The sequence below is a fragment of the Streptosporangium sp. DT93 genome, assembly GCF_049844535.1.
Taxonomy (GTDB): Bacteria; Actinomycetota; Actinomycetes; order Streptosporangiales; family Streptosporangiaceae; genus Streptosporangium.
The window spans coordinates 266,806-284,248 of sequence record NZ_JBNCLF010000005.1 but is presented as its reverse complement, the minus strand read 5'-3'; the positions used below and the strand labels follow the sequence as shown (position 1 = coordinate 284,248).

Below are 17,443 nucleotides of genomic sequence, written 5' to 3'. Positions count from 1 at the left end.
TAATTACTTGCGGCTGCTTGCGAAAGTTACGTCAGTCAGTCAAGAATCACCTGCGTGAGGGGTCCGCCCGGGTCCGCTGGAAGCCGCCTGCGGGCCGTGGCGGCCCGTGATGGCCCGTGACGGGCGGTCCTCAACTCTCGGTGACCGGCCCGGTCCTCGCCCAACGGTCGGCGTCGAGCGATCCGGTGGCTCAGTCCTCGGTGATCACGCCCCCGTCGACGTGCACGCGCCGGGTGGTGTGCACCGCGTCGAGCATCCGCCGGTCGTGGGTGACCAGCAGCAGCGTACCGGGGTAGGAGGCAAGCGCCGACTCCAGCTGCTCGATCGCGGCGAGGTCGAGGTGGTTGGTCGGCTCGTCGAGCACGAGCAGGTTCACCCCCCGCGCCTGCAGCAGGGCCAGGGCGGCCCGGGTCCGCTCCCCCGGCGACAGGGTGGCCGCCGGGCGCGGCACGTGCGCGGAACGGAGCCCGAACTTCGCGAGCAGCGTACGGACCTCGGCCGGGGCCATCTCCGGCACGGCGGCACCGAAGGCGTCCACCAGGGCCTCGTCGCCCAGGAACAGGCCGCGCGCCTGGTCCACCTCGCCGACGACCACGCCGGGACCGAGCGAGGCGTTCCCCTCCGCCAGGGGGAGCCGGCCCAGCAGCGCGGCCAGCAGCGTGGACTTGCCCGAGCCGTTGGCGCCGGTGACCGCCACCCGGTCGGCCCAGCCGATCTCCAGGTTCACCGGGCCGAGGGTGAACGTGCCGCGCCGGACCACGGCGTCGCGCAGCGTCGCGACCACGACCCCCGAACGGGGGGCCACCGCGATCTCCATCCGGAGCTCCCACTCCTTGCGGGGCTCCTCGACCTCGTCCATCCGCTCGATCAGCCGCTCGGTCTGCCGCGCCTTGGCGGCCTGCTTCTCGCTCGTCTCGGTACGGAGATTGCGGCCGATCTTGTCGTTGTCGGTCGCCTTGCGCCGCGCGTTCTTGACGCCCTTCTCCATCCACGCCCGCTGCATCCCGGCGCGCTGCTTGAGGGAGGCGACGGTGCCGGCGTACTCCTCGTACTCGTCGCGGGCGTGCCTGCGGGCGACCTCGCGCTCGGCGAGGTAGGCCTCGTAGCCGCCGCCGTGCACCCGGACGAGCTGCTGGGCGAGGTCGAGCTCGACCACCCGGTTCACGGTCCTGGCCAGGAACTCGCGGTCGTGGCTGACCAGGACCGTCCCGGCCCGCAGGCCGGTGACGAAGCGTTCCAGCCGCTCCAGGCCGACCAGGTCGAGGTCGTTGGTGGGCTCGTCCAGCAGGAAGACGTCGTAGCGGCTGAGCAGCAGGGAGGCCATGCCCGCCCGCGCGGCCTGACCGCCCGATAGCGCCGTCATCGGCCGGTCGAGCTCCACGGCCAGCCCGAGCTCGGCGACGACCCCCTCGGCCCGGTCCTCCAGGTCGGCGCCGCCCAGGGCGAGCCAGCGCTCCAGCCCGGCGGCGTACGCGTCGTCGGCGCCCGGGGTCCCGTCGACCAGCCCCTGGGTGGCGGCGTCCAGCGCGATCTGCGCGGCGGCCACCCCGGTACGGCGGGCCAGGAAGCCGGCGATCGTCTCCCCCTCGCGGCGCTCGCGCTCCTGGGGCAGGTAGCCGACCGACGCCGAGGGCGGGCTGAGCCGCACCGACCCCTGCTCGGCCGGGAGCAGTCCGGCCAGGATCCGCATCAGGGTGGACTTGCCCGCGCCGTTCACCCCGACCAGGCCGACGACGTCACCGGGGGCGACCACCAGGTCGAGCCCGGAGAACAACGCCCGGTCGCCGTGTCCGGCGGCCAGGTCCTTGGCGACGATGGTGGCACTCATGGGTGAACGCTATCCGGCTCCGGCACCCCGTCCCGCATCCGTCGCCCCGGCTCCGGCACCCCGTCCCGGCGCCCGCTCCGGTCCCGGCCTCCGGCCGCCGGTCCGCCCCACGGGCCACTCCGGCCCCGCTCGACGGTGATCCCATCCGTATTCCCGACAAAACGGACAAACTACGCTCATTATTAAAAAATCTTGAAAGGTCGGTGATCAACGACTGACCTGCCGATTCTCGCAGGGAAACGTTACCTTACAGAAACCTAAGAACATCTTTTTCAGGATTTGGGGCAACACGGGACGTCGAAGTCGCGTCTTATAGGGCGGGCGTGGCCAATCCTGACCGCGCCTGCCGAACGGGGAGAAGAGGAAAGCGTCTTGATGAAACGAATCGCCATCGGTCTGCTGTCCGCGGCTGTGAGCGGGTCCCTGCTCATGTCCGCCGGGACGGCCTCCGCGGAGCGAGTCGCTCTCAGTGTGCGCATCGACAACGTCAGCCCGAACCCGGTCGTCGTCCACGGGGACGACGACACCAGGGTCACGATCGAGGTGCGCACCACCGAGGCCACCCGTGTCGAGCTCCGCCTCAAGCCGGTCTCCGACCAGCTCCGTACGCAGGACGCGCGTGAGCCCAGGGTCCTCCACCAGGGTGACCTCTGGCGCTTCACGACCAGCTTCGACGAGGACGACTTCCAGGGCCGCTGGGTCGCGATCGCCGACGCGTACGACAAGGACGGCAAGAAGGTGACCGACGAGGTCAACTTCTCCGTCGAGCACAAGAAGGCCGAGAAGGCCGAGACCCGCGTCTACCGGTTCTCCGCCAACCCGGACTCCGTGCGCAAGGGCCGCTGGGTGTACTTCACCGGCCGTCTCCAGGTCGACGACCGCGGCTGGGAGGGCGTGCGCGGCGAGGAGGTGGAGATCTACTTCCGCAAGCGCGGCTCCAGCGCCTGGAAGTACGTGACCTCCGACGAGACCGGCCGCCGGGGCGCGTTCTACGCCAAGGCCCGCGCCACCAAGAGCGGTGAGTACCGCGCGATCTTCGACGGGAACGACGAGCTCGAGGACAGCCGCAGCCGGGCCGACCGGGTGCGCGTGTACAGCCACTGGCGCCGCTAGAGAACGGGTGCCGCTGCCTGAAGCGGCACCACCGCGTGACGCCGCCCATGCGGCCGTGAGACACACGGCCGCAGGGGCGGGCGACGTACACGGAAGCCCGGGGCGACCCGGGCTTCCGGCGTCTCCGCCTCCCCCTCCGGACCCGCCACGCCTGCCCGCACCGGTCCCCGCCCTCGCCTGTGAGGGGTCTCACTGCTTGACCCCACGCCTCCTGGGCAGATGAGCGGGTACGACGACCGGAGGGAAGCCACGGCGATGATGACCGGCGATTTCTACGACTACTCCGCGCTCCTTGACGACTCCGAGAAGGAGATCGTGCTCCGGGTGAGGGAGTTCATGGCGCGGGAGGTGGCTCCCGTCGCGAACGAGGCGTGGACCAACGCCCGCTTTCCCCACCAGGTCATACCGGGATTCGCCAAGCTCGACATCGCGGGCCTGCCGTACCGGGGGGCACGAAGCCTGCTGACCGGGTTCGTGGTGCTGGAGCTGAACCGGGTGGATCCGTCCATGGGGACGTTCTTCGGCGTCCACAACGGCCTGGCGATGGGCAGCGTGGACCGGCTGGGCTCGGAGGAGCAGCGGGAGCGGTGGCTGCCGCAGATGGCCGCCATGGAGAAGATCGGGGCGTTCGCGCTGACCGAGCCCGAGGGCGGTTCGGACGTCGCGGCGGGCCTGCGCACCACCGCCCGGCGCGAGGGTGACATGTGGGTGCTCAACGGTGCCAAGCGCTGGATCGGCAACGCCACCTTCGCCGACCTGATCGTGGTCTGGGCCAAGGACGAGGCCGACGGCCAGGTCAAGGGTTTCGTCGTGGAGAAGGGCACGCCCGGCTTCGCCGCGACGAAGATCGAGAACAAGATAGCCCTGCGTACGGTGCAGAACGCCGACATCACGCTCACCAACTGCCTGGTTCCGGAGATCAACCGCCTGCAGAACGCGAACACCTTCCGCGACACCGGCGCGATCCTGCGGCAGACCCGTGGCGGTGTGGCCTGGCAGGCGGTCGGCTGCATGATGGGCGCCTACGAGCTCGCGCTGGAGTACGCCAGGACGCGCGAGCAGTTCGGCCGGCCGATCGCCGGCTTCCAGCTCGTACAGGATCTCCTCGTCCGGATGCTGGGCAACGTCACCTGCTCGCTGGGCATGGTGGTGCGGCTGGCGCAACTGCAGGACGAGGGCGTCTACTCCGACGAGCACTCGGCCATGGCCAAGGCGTTCTGCACGGCACGGATGCGCGAGGCCGTGGGGTGGGCCCGGGAGGTGCTGGGCGGCAACGGCATCGTCCTCGACTACGACGTCGGCCGGTTCGTGGCGGACTCCGAGGCGATCTACTCCTACGAGGGGACCCGCGAGATCAACACCCTGATCGTGGGGCGGGCGATCACCGGCATCGGCGCCTTCGTGTGAGGGACGGGTTTTTGCCTGAAGGACGGGTCCTTGCCTGAAGGACGGGTCCTTGCCTGAAGGACGGCCCCGGCGCTCCGCCTGCCGGGGCCGTTTCTCTGACGTCGCCCTGACGGGTGACCGCCCGGGGGTGCGGTGAGCGACGGCTCGGTGGTCGCGACGACGACGGCCCGGGACGTGTGACTGGTGACGGGTGACGGGTGACGGCTCAGTGGTCGACTGCTCAGTGGTCGCGGCGGGTGACGAGGCGGGCCAGCATGGCGAGCTCGGCGGCCGGCCGGGCCGGCGCGCCGGCCGCGTCGAGGTGGCGCAGTGCCCGGGCGAGCAGCTCGTCGGCCTCCAGCCTGGTCCAGTCCCGCCCTCCCGCGGCCTCCACCAGGTCGGCCGCGCGGGCCAGCTCGGAGCCGGACAGCTCTTCCGGCCGGTGGTAGAGCCCGGCCAGCTCGCCCCCCGCCGGTGTGCCGGAGGTGAGGGCCGCGACGACCGGGATGGACTTCTTGCGGCTGCGCAGGTCGGAGTGGACCGGCTTGCCGGTCACCTCGGGGTCGCCCCAGATGCCCAGCAGGTCGTCGACAAGCTGGAACGCCAGCCCAAGATCCCTGCCGAAGGCGCCCAGGTGCTCGACCTGCCCGGGGTCGCCGCCCCCGAACAGGGCGCCGAGCGCGCAGGCGCACCCCAGCAGGGCCCCGGTCTTGCCCGCGGCCATCGCCAGGCACTCGGCCGGGCCGACGTCCCGGCGCCCCTCGAAGGCGACGTCCGCGTTCTGGCCGTCCAGGAGCTCCTGGACGGCGGCGCTGAAGATCCGCGTCGCCTCGGCCGTGATCGGGCCGCCTCCGCTCGCCAGGACGTCGAAGGCCAGCGTCAGCAGCGCGTCACCGGCCAGGATGGCCGGGCTGATCCCGAACACGGCCCAGGCCGTGGGACGGTGACGGCGGGTCCGGTCGCCGTCCATCACGTCGTCGTGCAGGAGGGAGAAGTCGTGCGCCAGCTCGACGGCCGCGGCCGGTCGGAGCGCCGAGGCCGCGCCGCCGCCGGCGGCCTCGGCGGACAGCAGGGCCAGCGCCGGGCGGAACGCCTTGCCACCGCCCGCCTCGGACGGCTCGCCCCGCTCGTCCCACCAGCCGAAGTGATAGCCGGCGATGCGCCTCATCGAGGCGGGCAGCGTGTCGGCGGCCGGTCGCAGGGTGGCCTCGACCAGGCTCCGGCTCCAGACCAGCACCTCGCTCGCGGAACGCCCGTCCCTGGCCGTCCCGGTCGTCTCGACGGTCGTCATGCTCTCTCTCCTCGTCCGGCTCCGTCCCCTTTCCCCTGCTTCAGTGGCCGATCTCGACGTCCTCCAGGATGCCGAGCGCGTCGGGCACCAGGACGGCCGCGGAGTAGTAGGCGCTGACCAGGTAGGAGATGATCGCCTTCTCGCTGATCCCCATGAACCGGACCGACAGGCTGGGCTGGTACTCGTCGGGGATGCCGGTCTGGTGCAGGCCGACGACCCCCTGGTTGTCCTCGCCGACCCGCATGGCCAGGATCGAGGTGGTGCGGGTCGCGGTGATGGGGATCTTGCTGCAGGAGAAGATCGGGACGCCCCGCCAGGCGGGCACCCCGCTGCCCCCGACGTCGACACCCTGCGGGTAGAGACCGCGCGCGTTGCACTCGCGGCCGAACGCCGCGATGGCGTGCGGGTGGGCCAGGAAGAAGCTGGTGCTCCTGCGGCGGCTGAGCAGGTCGTCGAGGTCGTCGGGGGTCGGCGGCCCGGTGCGGGTGTGGATCCGCTGCTTGAGGTCGGCGTTGTGCAGCAGCCCGAACTCCCGGTTGTTGATCAGCTCGTGCTCCTGCCGCTCGCGCAGTACCTCGATCGTCAGCCGGAGCTGCTGCTCGACCTGGTCCATCGGGTCGTTGTAGAGGTCGGCCACCCGGCTGTGCACCCGCAGGACCGTCTGGGCCACGCTCAGCTGGTACTCGCGCGGGATGAGCTCGTAGTCGACGAACGTGCCCGGCAGGTCGGGCTCCCCGGCGTGCCCGGCGGCCACCTCGACGGCGGCCTCGCCGTACTTGTTCTGCGGGCCCCGAGCGGCGGCCTCCCGCAGCAGCAGGTGCTCGCGGAGCCGCTCGGACTGCTCGGCCACCTCCAGGAACGCCTGCTGGGGCAGGACCATCGCCGTGCCGCCGGTGACCGCCTTGGCGGTGAACGGCCAGGTGTCCTCCGTCACCGTCAGCGTCTCGTCGCCGAAGTGGTCGCCCGCCGCCAGCACCGTCAGCACGATCTCGTCGCCGTACGGCCCGGTGCCGAGCTTGTTGACCTTGCCGTGCGCGATGAGGATCACCTCGTCGGCGGGCCGTCCCGCCTCCACGAGCACGTCCCCGGCCTGGAAGTCCCGCTGGACGAAACGGCCCGCCAGCGCGTCGAGCACGCCGGAGTCGTCGAACCCGCGCAGCAGGGGCAGCTCGCAGAGCTCGGCGGGGATGACCGCCACCTGTGACCCGGTGTTGGTGAAGCTCACCCGGCCGTCACCGAGCGTGTAGCTCAGCCGCCGGTTGACCCGGTAGGTGCCGCCCGACACCTGCACCCAGGGCAGCATCCGCAGCAGCCACCGCGAGGTGATCTCCTGCATCTGGGGGGTCGACTTGGTCGTCGTCGCCAGATTGCGCGCGGCTTCCGTGCTCAGACTGAGCTGCGACCGGCCGACCTCGGGCTCCGTCACAACACACACCACCGATCCGTACTCGTACCGACAGGGAGAAGAAGGCATGAATCGACCAGGGGAAAACGGCGATCAATGGTGCCGGAAAAGGCGGAATCGTCGACCCCCCGACGCGCGGAACCGAATACGGCCCGCCGTCGTGGACGCCTCACATTTTGGGTGGCCGTTAAATGAATTGTCAAGCAGCGAATACGATCCGGTCGGATTTCGGTAAAGACTCAGATCATAAAACCGGAAAAATTAAATATGTTTTATCAATACCGCCAGAGCACACGTGAACGATCTCTTTAGGAGAAGTACGGCTAGTCGGATGATCGAGCGTAATTTCCGGAACAGCTCCTGAAACCGGGCCATACCACCCGGGTTCGTGACCGCTTCCGTGGCACGGCCCCATTCGCTACCGCGGCCGCGCGCGACGTACGCGGACACGCAAGGAGGCGCACGGGTGTGCGCGGGTGTGCGCGGATGCGAATGGGTATGTACGGGTGTGCGCGGAGCCGGTCGGGGTGATTTTCGGAAAGGCCCAAAGGCCCAAAGGCGCTCAGAGTGGTTTCTCCCGGCGGCGTTCCAGCAGTTCCGAGAACAGGTTCTCCCAGAGCGGCATGATGACGCCGGGGGCGTACTCGCGCGCGGTGACGGCCGCGGCGGCGCCCAACCGGCGCCGCAGGCCGGGGTCCTCGACGAGCCGGATCATCGCCGCCGCCAGCGCGTCGACGTCCCCGGGCGGAACGAGCAGCCCGTCGACCTCGGGGGTGAGCACGTCGGCCGGGCCGGTGGGGCAGTCGAAGGCCACGACGGGCAGCGCCTGGCTCATCGCCTCGATCATCACCATCGGCAACCCCTCGAACCGGGAGCTCAGCACGTAGAAGGAGGCCTTGGCCATCTCCTCGTCCAGGCGCTCGGTCCTTCCCATCAGGCCGACGACGTCCGCCAGCCCGTGCTCGGCCAGGAGTGCCCGCAGCGCCTGCCTCCTCGGGCCGGTGCCGTAGATGCGCAGCCGCCAGTCCGGGTGGCGCTCGGCGACCTTGCCGAACGCCGGGATCAGCAGGTCGAAGCCCTTCTGCCCGACGAGGCGCCCGGCCGCGACCACGACCCCGCCCTCGCGGCCGGGCGGCTCGCCGGCCGCCGCCGGCCCGGCGACGACCGCGTTGGGGATGCGCACCACCGGGGTGCCGGGCAGCAGCGCCTGGTACTCCCGGCGGTCGGTCCCGGTGAGCACCGCCACCGTGTCGAGGGCGCCGTAGTGGCGGGCGATCTGCGCGCGGACCGCCTCGGGATGGGTGGCGAGGTTCATGTGCTCCTGCGCGACCCTGACGACGCCGGCCGGGCCGCGGCGGGCGGAGACGAGGTTCAGCGCGGGGCGCGTGGTGACCAGGACGCCGCCCTCCAGGGCGGAGACGTAGTCGATGACGGACCGTTCCACGCGCTCGGTGAAGTAGGAGGCGGCGAACTCGCCCGCGGGCACGATCTTGCCGCGGATCCGCCGCCAGGCCCGGCGCGCCGTCGAGTCGACGGGCCGGGCGCGGCGCTGGTCGGAGAGGGTCAGGAGGCGGACGCGCCCGTCGATCGGGAACTGCGGCCTCTCCCTGCGGCGCACCACGCTGGCGATCTCGACGTCGTGTCCCGCGGCGGCCATCGCGTTCGCCTGGTTGATCACCGTCCGGATCGTCCCGCCCATGCCGTAGGCGTGCAGGAGCAGGTAGCGGATGCGCATCGCCCCCGGGCGCGGCGCCGTCATGCCCGCTCCCCCGCGAAACTCCCCTCGGAGCCCTCCTCGGGGCCTCCCCCGGGCGGCAGGTATCCCCAGCTCCGGCACATCGGCCTGAGCGCCTCGGGGATCTCGTCCGGACCCGGCAGGTCGCGCCCGGGCTGCACGGTCCCCGAGCGGATCTTGTCCTTCCAGTCGCCGAGTCCCTTCTCCAGCACGGCCTGCTCGCCGTACGCCAGCATCTCCGGCTCCCAGCCGATGCCGAGGAAGTCGCACAGGCGGCGCGCCTGCGTCTCCGGGTCGGCGGTCAGGTCCTCGTAGCGCACGGTGCATCCGGACAGCGCCCCGCGCGCCCGCTGGACGGCCTTCATGTAGCGCAGGGCGTCCAGTGCCGCCTCCTCCGGCGTCCTCCTGCCCCCACCGGCCTCGTGCCACGACCGCGCCACGGACGCCGGATGGCGCAGCAGGAAGACGAACCGCGCGTCCGGCCAGCAGGCGGCGATCCGCCGGTGGGCGAAGGCGTTGGCCGGCGTCTTGTCCACGATGGACGTCTTACCGCTCCTGACCAGCTCCCGGTGGAGGACCCGGTCCCACAGCAGGTGCTCCAGGTCGGCCCGGTCGTGCCCGAGCGCCCCCATCGCCCTCTCCGCCAGCGAGGTGCCGAACTCGACCCTCAGCCTGCGGACGTGCAGTTCGTGCGGGGCGTGCAGCGTGGAGTGGGCGTTGAGCAGGGAGCGCAGCAGGGTGGAGCCGGACCTGACCGGCGAGAGGATGAAGATCGGGGCGACCAGCAGGCGGTCGGTCGCGGGGTCGGCGGGCGGCCTGAACGGCTCCTCGGCCACCGAGGGTCTCGGGGCTGAGGGTCTCGGGGCCGGGGATCGCACGCCCGTCGTTGATCCCTCTTTCCCTACTCGGTTAAGCTGGAATCCGGTCAGCCGAACAAGGGCATCGTTGGCCTTACGCTGCCAGTTCATGGCGATGCAGGCTATCCGCCTTTCCTGGCATTTCACTGTGTGTTCACCCAACATCACCTCTGTGTTCCGGAAGTGCGTCCCCGGGGACACCTGCGGCCCGCGCACCGGGCCGGATCACGCGCCGGCGGGCGATTCACCGGCTCCGGCCGGGGTAGTGGCACGTTTCCACAGCTCAGACGGCACAGCGACCGACGGCGGCCGGGAGCGGCCGACGCCGGCCGGCTCCGGGCACCCCGGTACCGGCCGCGCGGCACGACGCCTCGCCGTCCCGGGCCCGCCACGCCCCCACGAGGAGGAGATGTCAGTGACCGACGACGTACGTCCGGGGACGCCCTCGGGCCAGGAACCGTCGGAGATCGCGTACCCGGACCCGTCCGCGAGCCGGGCGGATCCGTCGGAGAAACGGGCGCCGGACGTCGACGACGCGACCGCCGAGGCGCTGGGCAAGCTCTCCGAGGCGCTGGAGACCACCGAGCGGGCCCGCGGTCACCTGTACTCCTTCCACCAGCTGACCGGGCACGCCGACTTCCAGCTCGACGAGGCGGTGGAGCTGCTGCGCGCCGCGGGCCGGGCGGACACGGCCGAGCTGGTGACCCGCGAGCTGATCGGCCGGGACGTGCTGCCCGGCCGCTGGACCTTCCAGATCGTGGAGGAGTACGAGGACGGCTACTACGACGTCTTCGCCGACGTCGAGCGGCGGGTCAGGGAGGAACTGGCGGGCGGGCGGCGCCACGTCCACGAGGCGCGGCTGAAGAGACGCCGCCAGAACTGAGTCCCCGGGGGAACCGGGTCCTTGCCCGTCACCCTGCCCACTCCCTCGCCCCGCCCGCCTGTCCCGCCCGCCCCGGCCCGGTCCGCCCCCGGCGGCGTACGGGGCGGCGGGCGGATCCCCGTACAGTGTGGGACATGGGGATGGTCAAGACCGTGGGGCTGGTTCTGCACCCGCAGCGCGATTCGAAGGTGGCCATCGACACGATCGTCGAGTGGGCCCGGGGCCGTGACGTCACGGTGATGGGGCTCCCCGACGAGGTGGGGCGCATCGACTGCAGCGCGGTCTCGGTCGACACCGAGACCCTGATCGAGCGCGCCGACCTGCTCGTCAGCCTCGGCGGCGACGGCACGATGCTGCGCACCATGCGCCTCATCTCGGGCCGCAAAACCCCGGTCCTGGGCGTCAACCTCGGCAAGCTGGGGTTCCTCGCGGAGATCGACATCGACGAGCTGCCCCCGGCGCTGTCGGCCATCGACAACCACGACTACACGGTCGAGCCGCGTATGGCGGTGTGCGTGACCCTGCCCGACGGCACCATGATGACCGCGTTCAACGACATCGCCCTGGTGCGGATCCCCGGCGACGGGCTCTCGGCGGTGGCGATCACCGTGGAGGGCCACCCGTTCGTCCGGTACGCCGCCGACGCGGTGATTGTGGCCACCCCCACCGGGTCGACCGCCTACAGCTTCTCCGCGGGCGGCCCCATCGTCTCGCCGAACGTGGAGGGGTTCCTGGTGGTCCCCGCCGCGGCGCACTCGTCGTTCAACCGGGCCATCGTGCTCTCGGCCGACGAGAGGGTCGCCCTCGAACTGCTGCCGACCAGCGGCAGGCTGGCCGTGGAGGTGGACGGCGCGGTCAGGGCGCACCTGTCGTCCGGGGACGAGCTCACCGTCACGGCGATGCGGGCCGCGGCCTGGGTGGTCCGGCTCGGCACGACGAGCTTCTACGAGCGCGCCCGCCGCAAGCTCCGCGTGAACGGCAGCGCCGAGGTCGACTGACCTCCGCACACCCCCGGGCGCCCCGCGCGTCCCGGGCGGCGCCCTCTCCGTACGTCCGCCTCACCCGGCCCACTGCCACCTGCACCCCCTCCCGACAAGCCCCGTCAGGAAACTTCCACCGCCCTGTTGACATCGGGAAAGCGCTTACCTACCGTGTGGATACGTTCGTTCACAGGCGTGGATCGCGAGCTGTGAGCAGCGAGTACTCGCTGGGGGACCCGAAGCGCAGGCCGCGCCGGCCTGCCCGACCAGCAAGGAGCGTGACCGTGTTCCACGGAATCAGCAGGAAGGCGGCCGGTGCGGCGATCGCCGTGGCGGCTCTGACGCTCTCGGGAGCGGCGGCCGGGGTCTCGGCGGCCTCCGCCGCGCCCGCCGCCGGGAACTACACACTGGTCAACAACGCCAGCGGCCTGTGCCTGACCGTGCCGGGCGCCAGCTCGGCCGGCGGGGTCCAGCTCACCCAGAACGGCTGCGGCGGCGCGGGCCAGACCTGGGCCGTCACCGGCGGCGGCGGCACGCTCAAGGCCACGCACAGCGGCCTGTGCGCGGGCGTCCAGGACGCGAGCACCTCCGCCGGCAAGGCCGTCCAGCAGCAGAGCTGCTCGGGCGGCAGCTCGCAGAACTGGAACCTGAGCCAGTCCGGGTCCACCTACCGGGTGATCAACGGCAACGGCGGCAAGTGCCTGAACACCAAGGACAACTCCACCTCCTCCGGCGCCCTGGTCCAGCAGAACTCCTGCGACTCGGCGGCCACCAAGCAGTGGCGGCTCGTCCCGGCCGGCGGCGGCAACCCCGACCCGACCCCGACCCCGACCGTCACGCCCACCGTCAATCCTCCCCAGACCGGCCTGGCCGGCTGGGCGACCCAGGGCGGCGGCACCACCGGCGGCGGCAACGCCCCCACGACCACGGTCACCAGCTCCTCGGCGCTGAGCAGCGCCCTGTCGTCGAGCAGCGCGGCGGTCATCCGGGTCTCGGGCACGATCTCCTGCTCCGGGATGCTCAAGGTCGGCTCGAACAAGACCGTCCTCGGCAACTCGGGCGCCACGATCGCGGGCTGCGGCCTCAACATCTCCAACGCGTCCAACGTCATCGTCCGCAACATCAGTTTCCGCGACTGGAACGACGACGGCATCCAGGTCCAGTACTCCACCCGGGTCTGGATCGACCACAACACCTTCAGCAACGGCTACGACGGCGCGGTGGACGTCAAGCGGGCCAGTGACTACGTCACCGTCTCCTGGAACAAGGTGACCAACCACAACAAGTCCATGCTGCTCGGCCACGACGACGGCAACGGCAGCGAGGACAGGGGGCACCTGCGGGTGACCTACCACCACAACTGGTTCGACGCCACCACCCAGCGCCACCCGCGCGTGCGCTTCGGCAACCCGGTGCACGTCTACAACAACTACTACGGCGGCGTCAGCGGCTACGGGGTGGCCTCGACCGAGGGCGCGGGCGTCCTGGTCGAGGGCAACTACTTCGAGAACACCGACGACCCCTACCACCTCGGTGAGGGCGACTCCGGCCCGGGCACCCTGGTCGCCCGCAACAACCACTTCGTCGGCTCCGGCAGCGGCCAGGCCGGCGGCAGCGTGGCCTCCATCCCCTACTCCTACTCCCTCGACACCGCCTCCGGCGTCAAGTCGATCGTGACCTCGGGCGCCGGCGCCGGCCGGATCTCCGTCTGACCCCGCCCGTCCCTGTTCGTCCCGGACCGGCCTCCCTGACCGGGGCCGATCCGGAGCGGGACGCGCGGGGCGGGGTGGGGCGGCCCGGCCGCCCCACCCCGCCTCGCGTCTCAGGCCTCACACCGGACCGGCCGGGTCCGAGGACCCGGCGGGCCGGACGAGGCGACGATCCCCGCGTGTGACCGGGTCCCCAACAGGACCCGGTCACACGCGTTCCCGGGACCCGTTCCGAAAGGCGGCGCGGCTCGGCGAGGGCCGGGGGCGGTGGTTCAGCGGGGGGCGAACTGCGCCAGCGCGGGCAGGGCCCGGTCGGCGAAGTCGAACAGCGCCTGGTTCTCCCAGCCGTTGCCCGAGGACGGGTCGGCCGGGTCCCAGCCGTTGCCGGTCACCGCCGTCCAGGCGGGCTCCCAGTAGACGAAGCCGAGCCCCCGGCCGTTCGGCACGGCCTGCACGATGCTCGCCACGTCGCGGAGCATCGCCGACTGGCCCGCCGGGGAGGCCGGGTAGCCGGGGTAGGGCGTCGCCGCGGTGATGATGTTGGTCAGTCCGTCGTCGTTGCCGGTGGTGAAGGGGTAGGCGGTCTCGGCCAGCAGGACGGGCCTGCCGTACCGGGAGGCGATGTCGTCGATGTTGGTCTGGAACTCGCCCAGCGTGCCGTGCCAGTAGGGGTAGTAGGACACGCCGATCACGTCGTAGCGGACACCGCCCGCCGCGGCGCTGTCGAACCACCAGCGGAACAGCGCGTTGTCGCCGCCCTCGGCCAGGTGCAGCACGACCCTCGTCGAGGACGACACCGCCTTGACCGCGTCGTAGCCGGAGTTCAGGAGCTGGGCGAGGTTGCCGAAGTTCGCGCTGCGGCCCTCCTCCCAGAGCATGCCGTCGTTGATCTCGTTGCCGACCTGGACCATGTCGGCGGTCGTGCCCTGCGCCTTGAGGGCGTTCAGCACGTCGTAGGTGTGGTCGTACACGGCGGTCTTGAGCTGCGCGAACGTGCGGCCGGTCCACGCGGCGGGCTTGTACTGCTTGCCGGGGTCGGCCCAGGTGTCGGAGTAGTGGAAGTCGACCAGCAGGCCCATCCCCTGGGCCTTGACGCGCCTGGCCACGGCCAGCACGTGCGCCTTGTCGTTGTAGCCGTCGGCCGGGTTCACCCACACCTTGAGCCGGACGAGGTTCATGCCGGCCGAGCGCAGGATCCCCAGGGCGTCCCCGCGGGTGCCCGAGGCGGTGTGGTACCTGCCGCCGAGGGCCTCGGACTTGGCCAGGCTGGAGGTGTCGCCTCCCCTGACGGCGAGCGTCGCGGCGCCCGGGGTGAAGGTCACGTCGTCGAAGTTGGCCCAGCCGCCGGCCGCCGCCGAGGAGGCGAGGCCGACGGTGCACCTGCCGACGGTCACGGTCTGGGTGACCGCGATCCTGATCCACTCGGAGGAGCCGACCGGCAGGTAGGTGCGCTTCTCCGCCGGGCCGCAGTTCCTCAGCGCGATCCAGCTCTGGCTCATCGCCCCGGCCCTGACCCAGGCCCGGAGCGTGTAGGTGCCCGAGGTCAGGCCGGTCAGCGTCTGGTGGGTCTCGACGGTGTAGGCGTTCGCGGACCAGTGGGACAGGCGCAGGGAGCCGGCATGCCCGCCGGCCTCGGAGTAGTCGGCGGCGGCGGTGCCGGTGGTGCTCCATCCGGACGGCGCCGCGACGGCACCGCCCGTCTCGAAGCCGCCGTTGACGATCGTCGAGGCGGCCTGGGCCGGTAACGGCGCCAGGACCGCGGCGGCGCAGGTCAGCAGCGCCACCAGGATCTTCTTCATGGGTCCTCACTCTGGGAAGGGGTGGTCGGACGGTCCCCCGAGGCCCCCGGTGACGCGCCGCGGTCAGGTTGCCGGCGCGGCACGAGGGGAGATCATGTGTTTCCCGCGAGCTCGACGACGGCGACGCCTCCGGCCGGTACGGTCGCCGACCCGGCGTGCTCCGCGCCGTCGAGGAGGCCGGTCCCGTTCACCCCCGCGACGGTGACCGGCTCGTCTCCGTGGTTGAGCAGGAAGAGGTGACGGCCCCGGCGGACGAGTTCGAGGCTGTCGGGCAGGTCGCGCGGGCGGGACACGCCCGCCCGGTCGAGCACCGCGCGCAGCAGCGTCCGCAGATCCCCGCCGCCCGCTTCGGGAACGGGGGGCGGGAGGGGATCCAGGCCGGAAGCCGCGTCGGGAGACGGGTCGAGGGCGGTCGCGACGTACCAGGCGGTGCCCGCGCCCAGCTCGTGACGGGTCACCGCGGGGTGGCCCGCGTCCGGCCCGCCGGTGAAGACGCCCACGGCGCGCGCCCCGGCGAGACGGACCCGCTCCGACCAGATCCGGCCGTTCGTCCGGCCCGCGATCCCGTCGTGCCCCCGACCACCGAGACCCGCGTTCCCGCTCCCGGCGTCGGTGTCGGTGTCGGCATCGGTGCCGGCATCGACACTCGCGGCGCCGACGCCGACCGTGCCGTTCTCCGGCAGCGGGTGGAACTCCTCCACCGACAGGCCGAGCACGTCGCGCAGCGCACCGGGGTGGGCGCCCGGGTGGATGGTGTCGTTCTCGTCGACGATCCCGGAGAAGTAGGAGACGACCAGGTGACCGCCCCCCTCGACGTAGCGGCGCAGGTTCTTGCCCGCCGCCTCGGTGAGCAGGTAGGAGCTCGGCGCGACCACCAGCCGGTACGCCGACAGGTCGGCGCGGGGGTGGACGAAGTCGACGGTCACGTGCTCGCGCCACAGCGCCTCGTAGTAGGCCTCCACCCGCTCGCGGAACCTCAGGTCCACCGAGGGCCGCCACTCCAGCTCCAGCGCCCAGTACGCCTCCCAGTCCCACACCAGCGCGACCTCGGCCTCGACCCGGGAGCCGCGCACCCCCGCCAGGGCGCGCAGGTCGGCGCCGAGGGCGACCACGTCGCCCCACAGCTCCGAGCCGGTCCCGGCGTGCGGCAGCATCGCCGAGTGGAACTTCTCGGCGCCGTGGCGCGAGGCCCGCCACTGGAAGAACAGCACCGAGTCCGACCCCCGGGCGACGTGGGCGAGGCTGTTGCGCCGCATCTCCCCGGGACGCTTGGCGAGGTTGCGCGGCTGCCAGTTGACGGCGCCGGTGGAGTGCTCCATGAGCATCCAGGGACGCCCGCCCGCCACCGAGCGGGTGAGGTCGGCCGCCATGGCGAGCTCGATGTGGCCGTCGGCGCGCCCGGCGTCGAGGTAGTGGTCGTTGGAGACGACGTCCACCTCGTCCGCCCACCGCCAGTAGTCCATCGGCTCGCAGTTGGGGATCATGAAGTTGGTGGTGACCGGCAGGTCGCCGAACCGGCGGATCGCGTCGCGCTCGCGGCGGAAGTTGGCGATGTGCGCGTCCACGGAGAAGCGGGCGTAGTCGAGCTGCAGGGCGGTCAGCAGGCCCACCGGTGCGAGCCTGGGCGGCTCCACCTCCTCGAACGAGCCGTAGGTCAGCCCCCAGAACGCGGTGCCCCACGCGGCGTTGAGGGCTGCCACGTCCCCGTGCCGCTCGCGCAGCCAGTCGCGGAACGCCTCGGCCGAGGTCTCGCAGTAGCAGCGCGCGTTCGCCCAGCCGTACTCGTTGTGCACGTGCCACATGACGACCGCCGGGTGGGCGGCGTAGCGGGCGGCGAGCTCGGCGGCGATCCGCTCGGAGGCGGCGGCGTACTCCGGTGAGCTGGGGCAGAAGCTGTGCCGGGAGCCGCCGGCGATGACGCGGCCCTCCCGGTCGACGAGGCGCGCGCCGGGGTGGGCCCTCCTGAACCAGGCGGGCGGGGACGAGGTCGGCGTCGCCAGGTCGACGTGGACGCCCGCGGCGTCCAGCAGGTCGATGATCCGGTCCAGCCGGTCGAAGTCGTGAACGCCCTCGGCGGGCTCGATCTGGCTCCAGTTGAAGATGCCGAGGCTGACCAGGTTCACCCCGGCCTCGCGCATCAGCCGGACGTCCTCGCGCCAGACCTCCTCCGGCCACTGCTCGGGGTTGTAGTCCCCGCCGTACGCGATGCCCTCCGGCAGGACGGGATATCCGGTCAACGCCTCCCCCTCGGATGTCTTCTGTGAACGTGCACAGTAATGCAGGACCGGCACCCGGGGAAGAGGTCTGCGGGGAAGGATCACGGACCTTCGTAAGCACCAGGGATTAACAAGAATGTAACGGTCATTGACAGCACGTCTCGCGGGATTTCAGTCTGTGAACGTTCACAGACATGGTCCGGAACGTCCCCGTAGCCCGGCCCGCTTCTCCCCGACCACC

Annotated in this window: 12 protein-coding genes; 5 read left to right on the top strand and 7 right to left on the bottom strand. The window is 71.6% G+C overall.

Annotated features, from left to right (window positions below):
- Window positions 1–190: 190 nt before the first annotated feature.
- Window positions 191–1,828, bottom strand: a complete 1,638-nt coding sequence (locus ACLQ2R_RS13950; RefSeq protein ID WP_425959896.1) for an ABC-F family ATP-binding cassette domain-containing protein — start codon at window positions 1,826–1,828, stop codon at window positions 191–193.
- 375 nt (window positions 1,829–2,203) lie between these two features.
- Between ACLQ2R_RS13950 and ACLQ2R_RS13945 the strand changes: the two genes are divergently transcribed.
- Entirely contained in the window at window positions 2,204–2,941 is a 738-nt protein-coding gene (locus ACLQ2R_RS13945) for a hypothetical protein (RefSeq protein ID WP_425959895.1), read from the top strand.
- Window positions 2,942–3,160: 219 nt separating this feature from the next.
- Window positions 3,161–4,348, top strand: coding sequence for an acyl-CoA dehydrogenase family protein (locus tag ACLQ2R_RS13940; RefSeq protein WP_425959894.1), 1,188 nt, complete (start codon window positions 3,161–3,163; stop codon window positions 4,346–4,348).
- A 220-nt stretch (window positions 4,349–4,568) separates the two neighbouring features.
- Here ACLQ2R_RS13940 and ACLQ2R_RS13935 read toward each other — a convergent pair whose 3' ends face one another.
- From ACLQ2R_RS13935 to ACLQ2R_RS13920, 4 genes are all read right to left on the bottom strand, one after another.
- Window positions 4,569–5,618: a family 2 encapsulin nanocompartment cargo protein polyprenyl transferase gene (locus tag ACLQ2R_RS13935; RefSeq protein WP_425959893.1), complete on the bottom strand. Its 1,050-nt coding sequence runs from the start codon at window positions 5,616–5,618 to the stop codon at window positions 4,569–4,571.
- A 40-nt stretch (window positions 5,619–5,658) separates the two neighbouring features.
- Window positions 5,659–7,053 (bottom strand): family 2B encapsulin nanocompartment shell protein, encoded by a 1,395-nt coding sequence (locus tag ACLQ2R_RS13930; protein WP_425959892.1) that lies wholly within the window; start codon window positions 7,051–7,053, stop codon window positions 5,659–5,661.
- Window positions 7,054–7,585: 532 nt separating this feature from the next.
- The gene (locus ACLQ2R_RS13925; protein ID WP_425959891.1) at window positions 7,586–8,782 is read right to left on the bottom strand and encodes a glycosyltransferase family 4 protein; all 1,197 of its coding nucleotides are present in this window, start codon (window positions 8,780–8,782) and stop codon (window positions 7,586–7,588) included.
- Complete coding sequence (locus ACLQ2R_RS13920) at window positions 8,779–9,594, bottom strand: sulfotransferase family protein (RefSeq protein WP_425959890.1); 816 nt, start codon at window positions 9,592–9,594, stop codon at window positions 8,779–8,781. The genes ACLQ2R_RS13925 and ACLQ2R_RS13920 overlap by 4 nt, the downstream gene beginning before the upstream one ends.
- Before the next feature lie 436 nt (window positions 9,595–10,030).
- Here ACLQ2R_RS13920 and ACLQ2R_RS13915 point away from each other — a divergent pair, with 436 nt between their 5' ends.
- The 3 genes from ACLQ2R_RS13915 (at window position 10,031) to ACLQ2R_RS13905 (ending at window position 13,190) form a co-directional block, all read left to right on the top strand.
- Entirely contained in the window at window positions 10,031–10,498 is a 468-nt protein-coding gene (locus tag ACLQ2R_RS13915) for a hypothetical protein (protein ID WP_425959889.1), read from the top strand.
- Window positions 10,499–10,632: 134 nt separating this feature from the next.
- Window positions 10,633–11,496, top strand: a complete 864-nt coding sequence (locus ACLQ2R_RS13910) for an NAD(+)/NADH kinase (protein ID WP_425959888.1) — start codon at window positions 10,633–10,635, stop codon at window positions 11,494–11,496.
- A gap of 266 nt (window positions 11,497–11,762) precedes the next feature.
- Window positions 11,763–13,190, top strand: a complete 1,428-nt coding sequence (locus tag ACLQ2R_RS13905; protein ID WP_425959887.1) for an RICIN domain-containing protein — start codon at window positions 11,763–11,765, stop codon at window positions 13,188–13,190.
- Window positions 13,191–13,459: 269 nt separating this feature from the next.
- Here ACLQ2R_RS13905 and ACLQ2R_RS13900 read toward each other — a convergent pair whose 3' ends face one another.
- Together ACLQ2R_RS13900 and ACLQ2R_RS13895 are read right to left on the bottom strand one after the other, a co-directional pair.
- Window positions 13,460–14,986, bottom strand: coding sequence for a glycosyl hydrolase 53 family protein (locus ACLQ2R_RS13900; RefSeq protein WP_425959886.1), 1,527 nt, complete (start codon window positions 14,984–14,986; stop codon window positions 13,460–13,462).
- 92 nt (window positions 14,987–15,078) lie between these two features.
- Window positions 15,079–17,223, bottom strand: coding sequence for a beta-galactosidase (locus tag ACLQ2R_RS13895; protein ID WP_425959885.1), 2,145 nt, complete (start codon window positions 17,221–17,223; stop codon window positions 15,079–15,081).
- Window positions 17,224–17,443: the final 220 nt, after the last annotated feature.

What these genes read in the sequence shown, in the direction of transcription:
- ACLQ2R_RS13950 (WP_425959896.1), bottom strand. Translation starts at nt 1,828, where the DNA reads ATGAGTGCCACCATCGTCGCCAAGGACCTGGCCGCCGGACACGGCGAC.
- ACLQ2R_RS13945 (WP_425959895.1), top strand. Translation starts at nt 2,204, where the DNA reads ATGAAACGAATCGCCATCGGTCTGCTGTCCGCGGCTGTGAGCGGGTCC.
- ACLQ2R_RS13940 (WP_425959894.1), top strand. Translation starts at nt 3,161, where the DNA reads ATGAGCGGGTACGACGACCGGAGGGAAGCCACGGCGATGATGACCGGC.
- ACLQ2R_RS13935 (WP_425959893.1), bottom strand. Translation starts at nt 5,618, where the DNA reads ATGACGACCGTCGAGACGACCGGGACGGCCAGGGACGGGCGTTCCGCG.
- ACLQ2R_RS13925 (WP_425959891.1), bottom strand. Translation starts at nt 8,782, where the DNA reads ATGACGGCGCCGCGCCCGGGGGCGATGCGCATCCGCTACCTGCTCCTG.
- ACLQ2R_RS13910 (WP_425959888.1), top strand. Translation starts at nt 10,633, where the DNA reads ATGGGGATGGTCAAGACCGTGGGGCTGGTTCTGCACCCGCAGCGCGAT.
- ACLQ2R_RS13900 (WP_425959886.1), bottom strand. Translation starts at nt 14,986, where the DNA reads ATGAAGAAGATCCTGGTGGCGCTGCTGACCTGCGCCGCCGCGGTCCTG.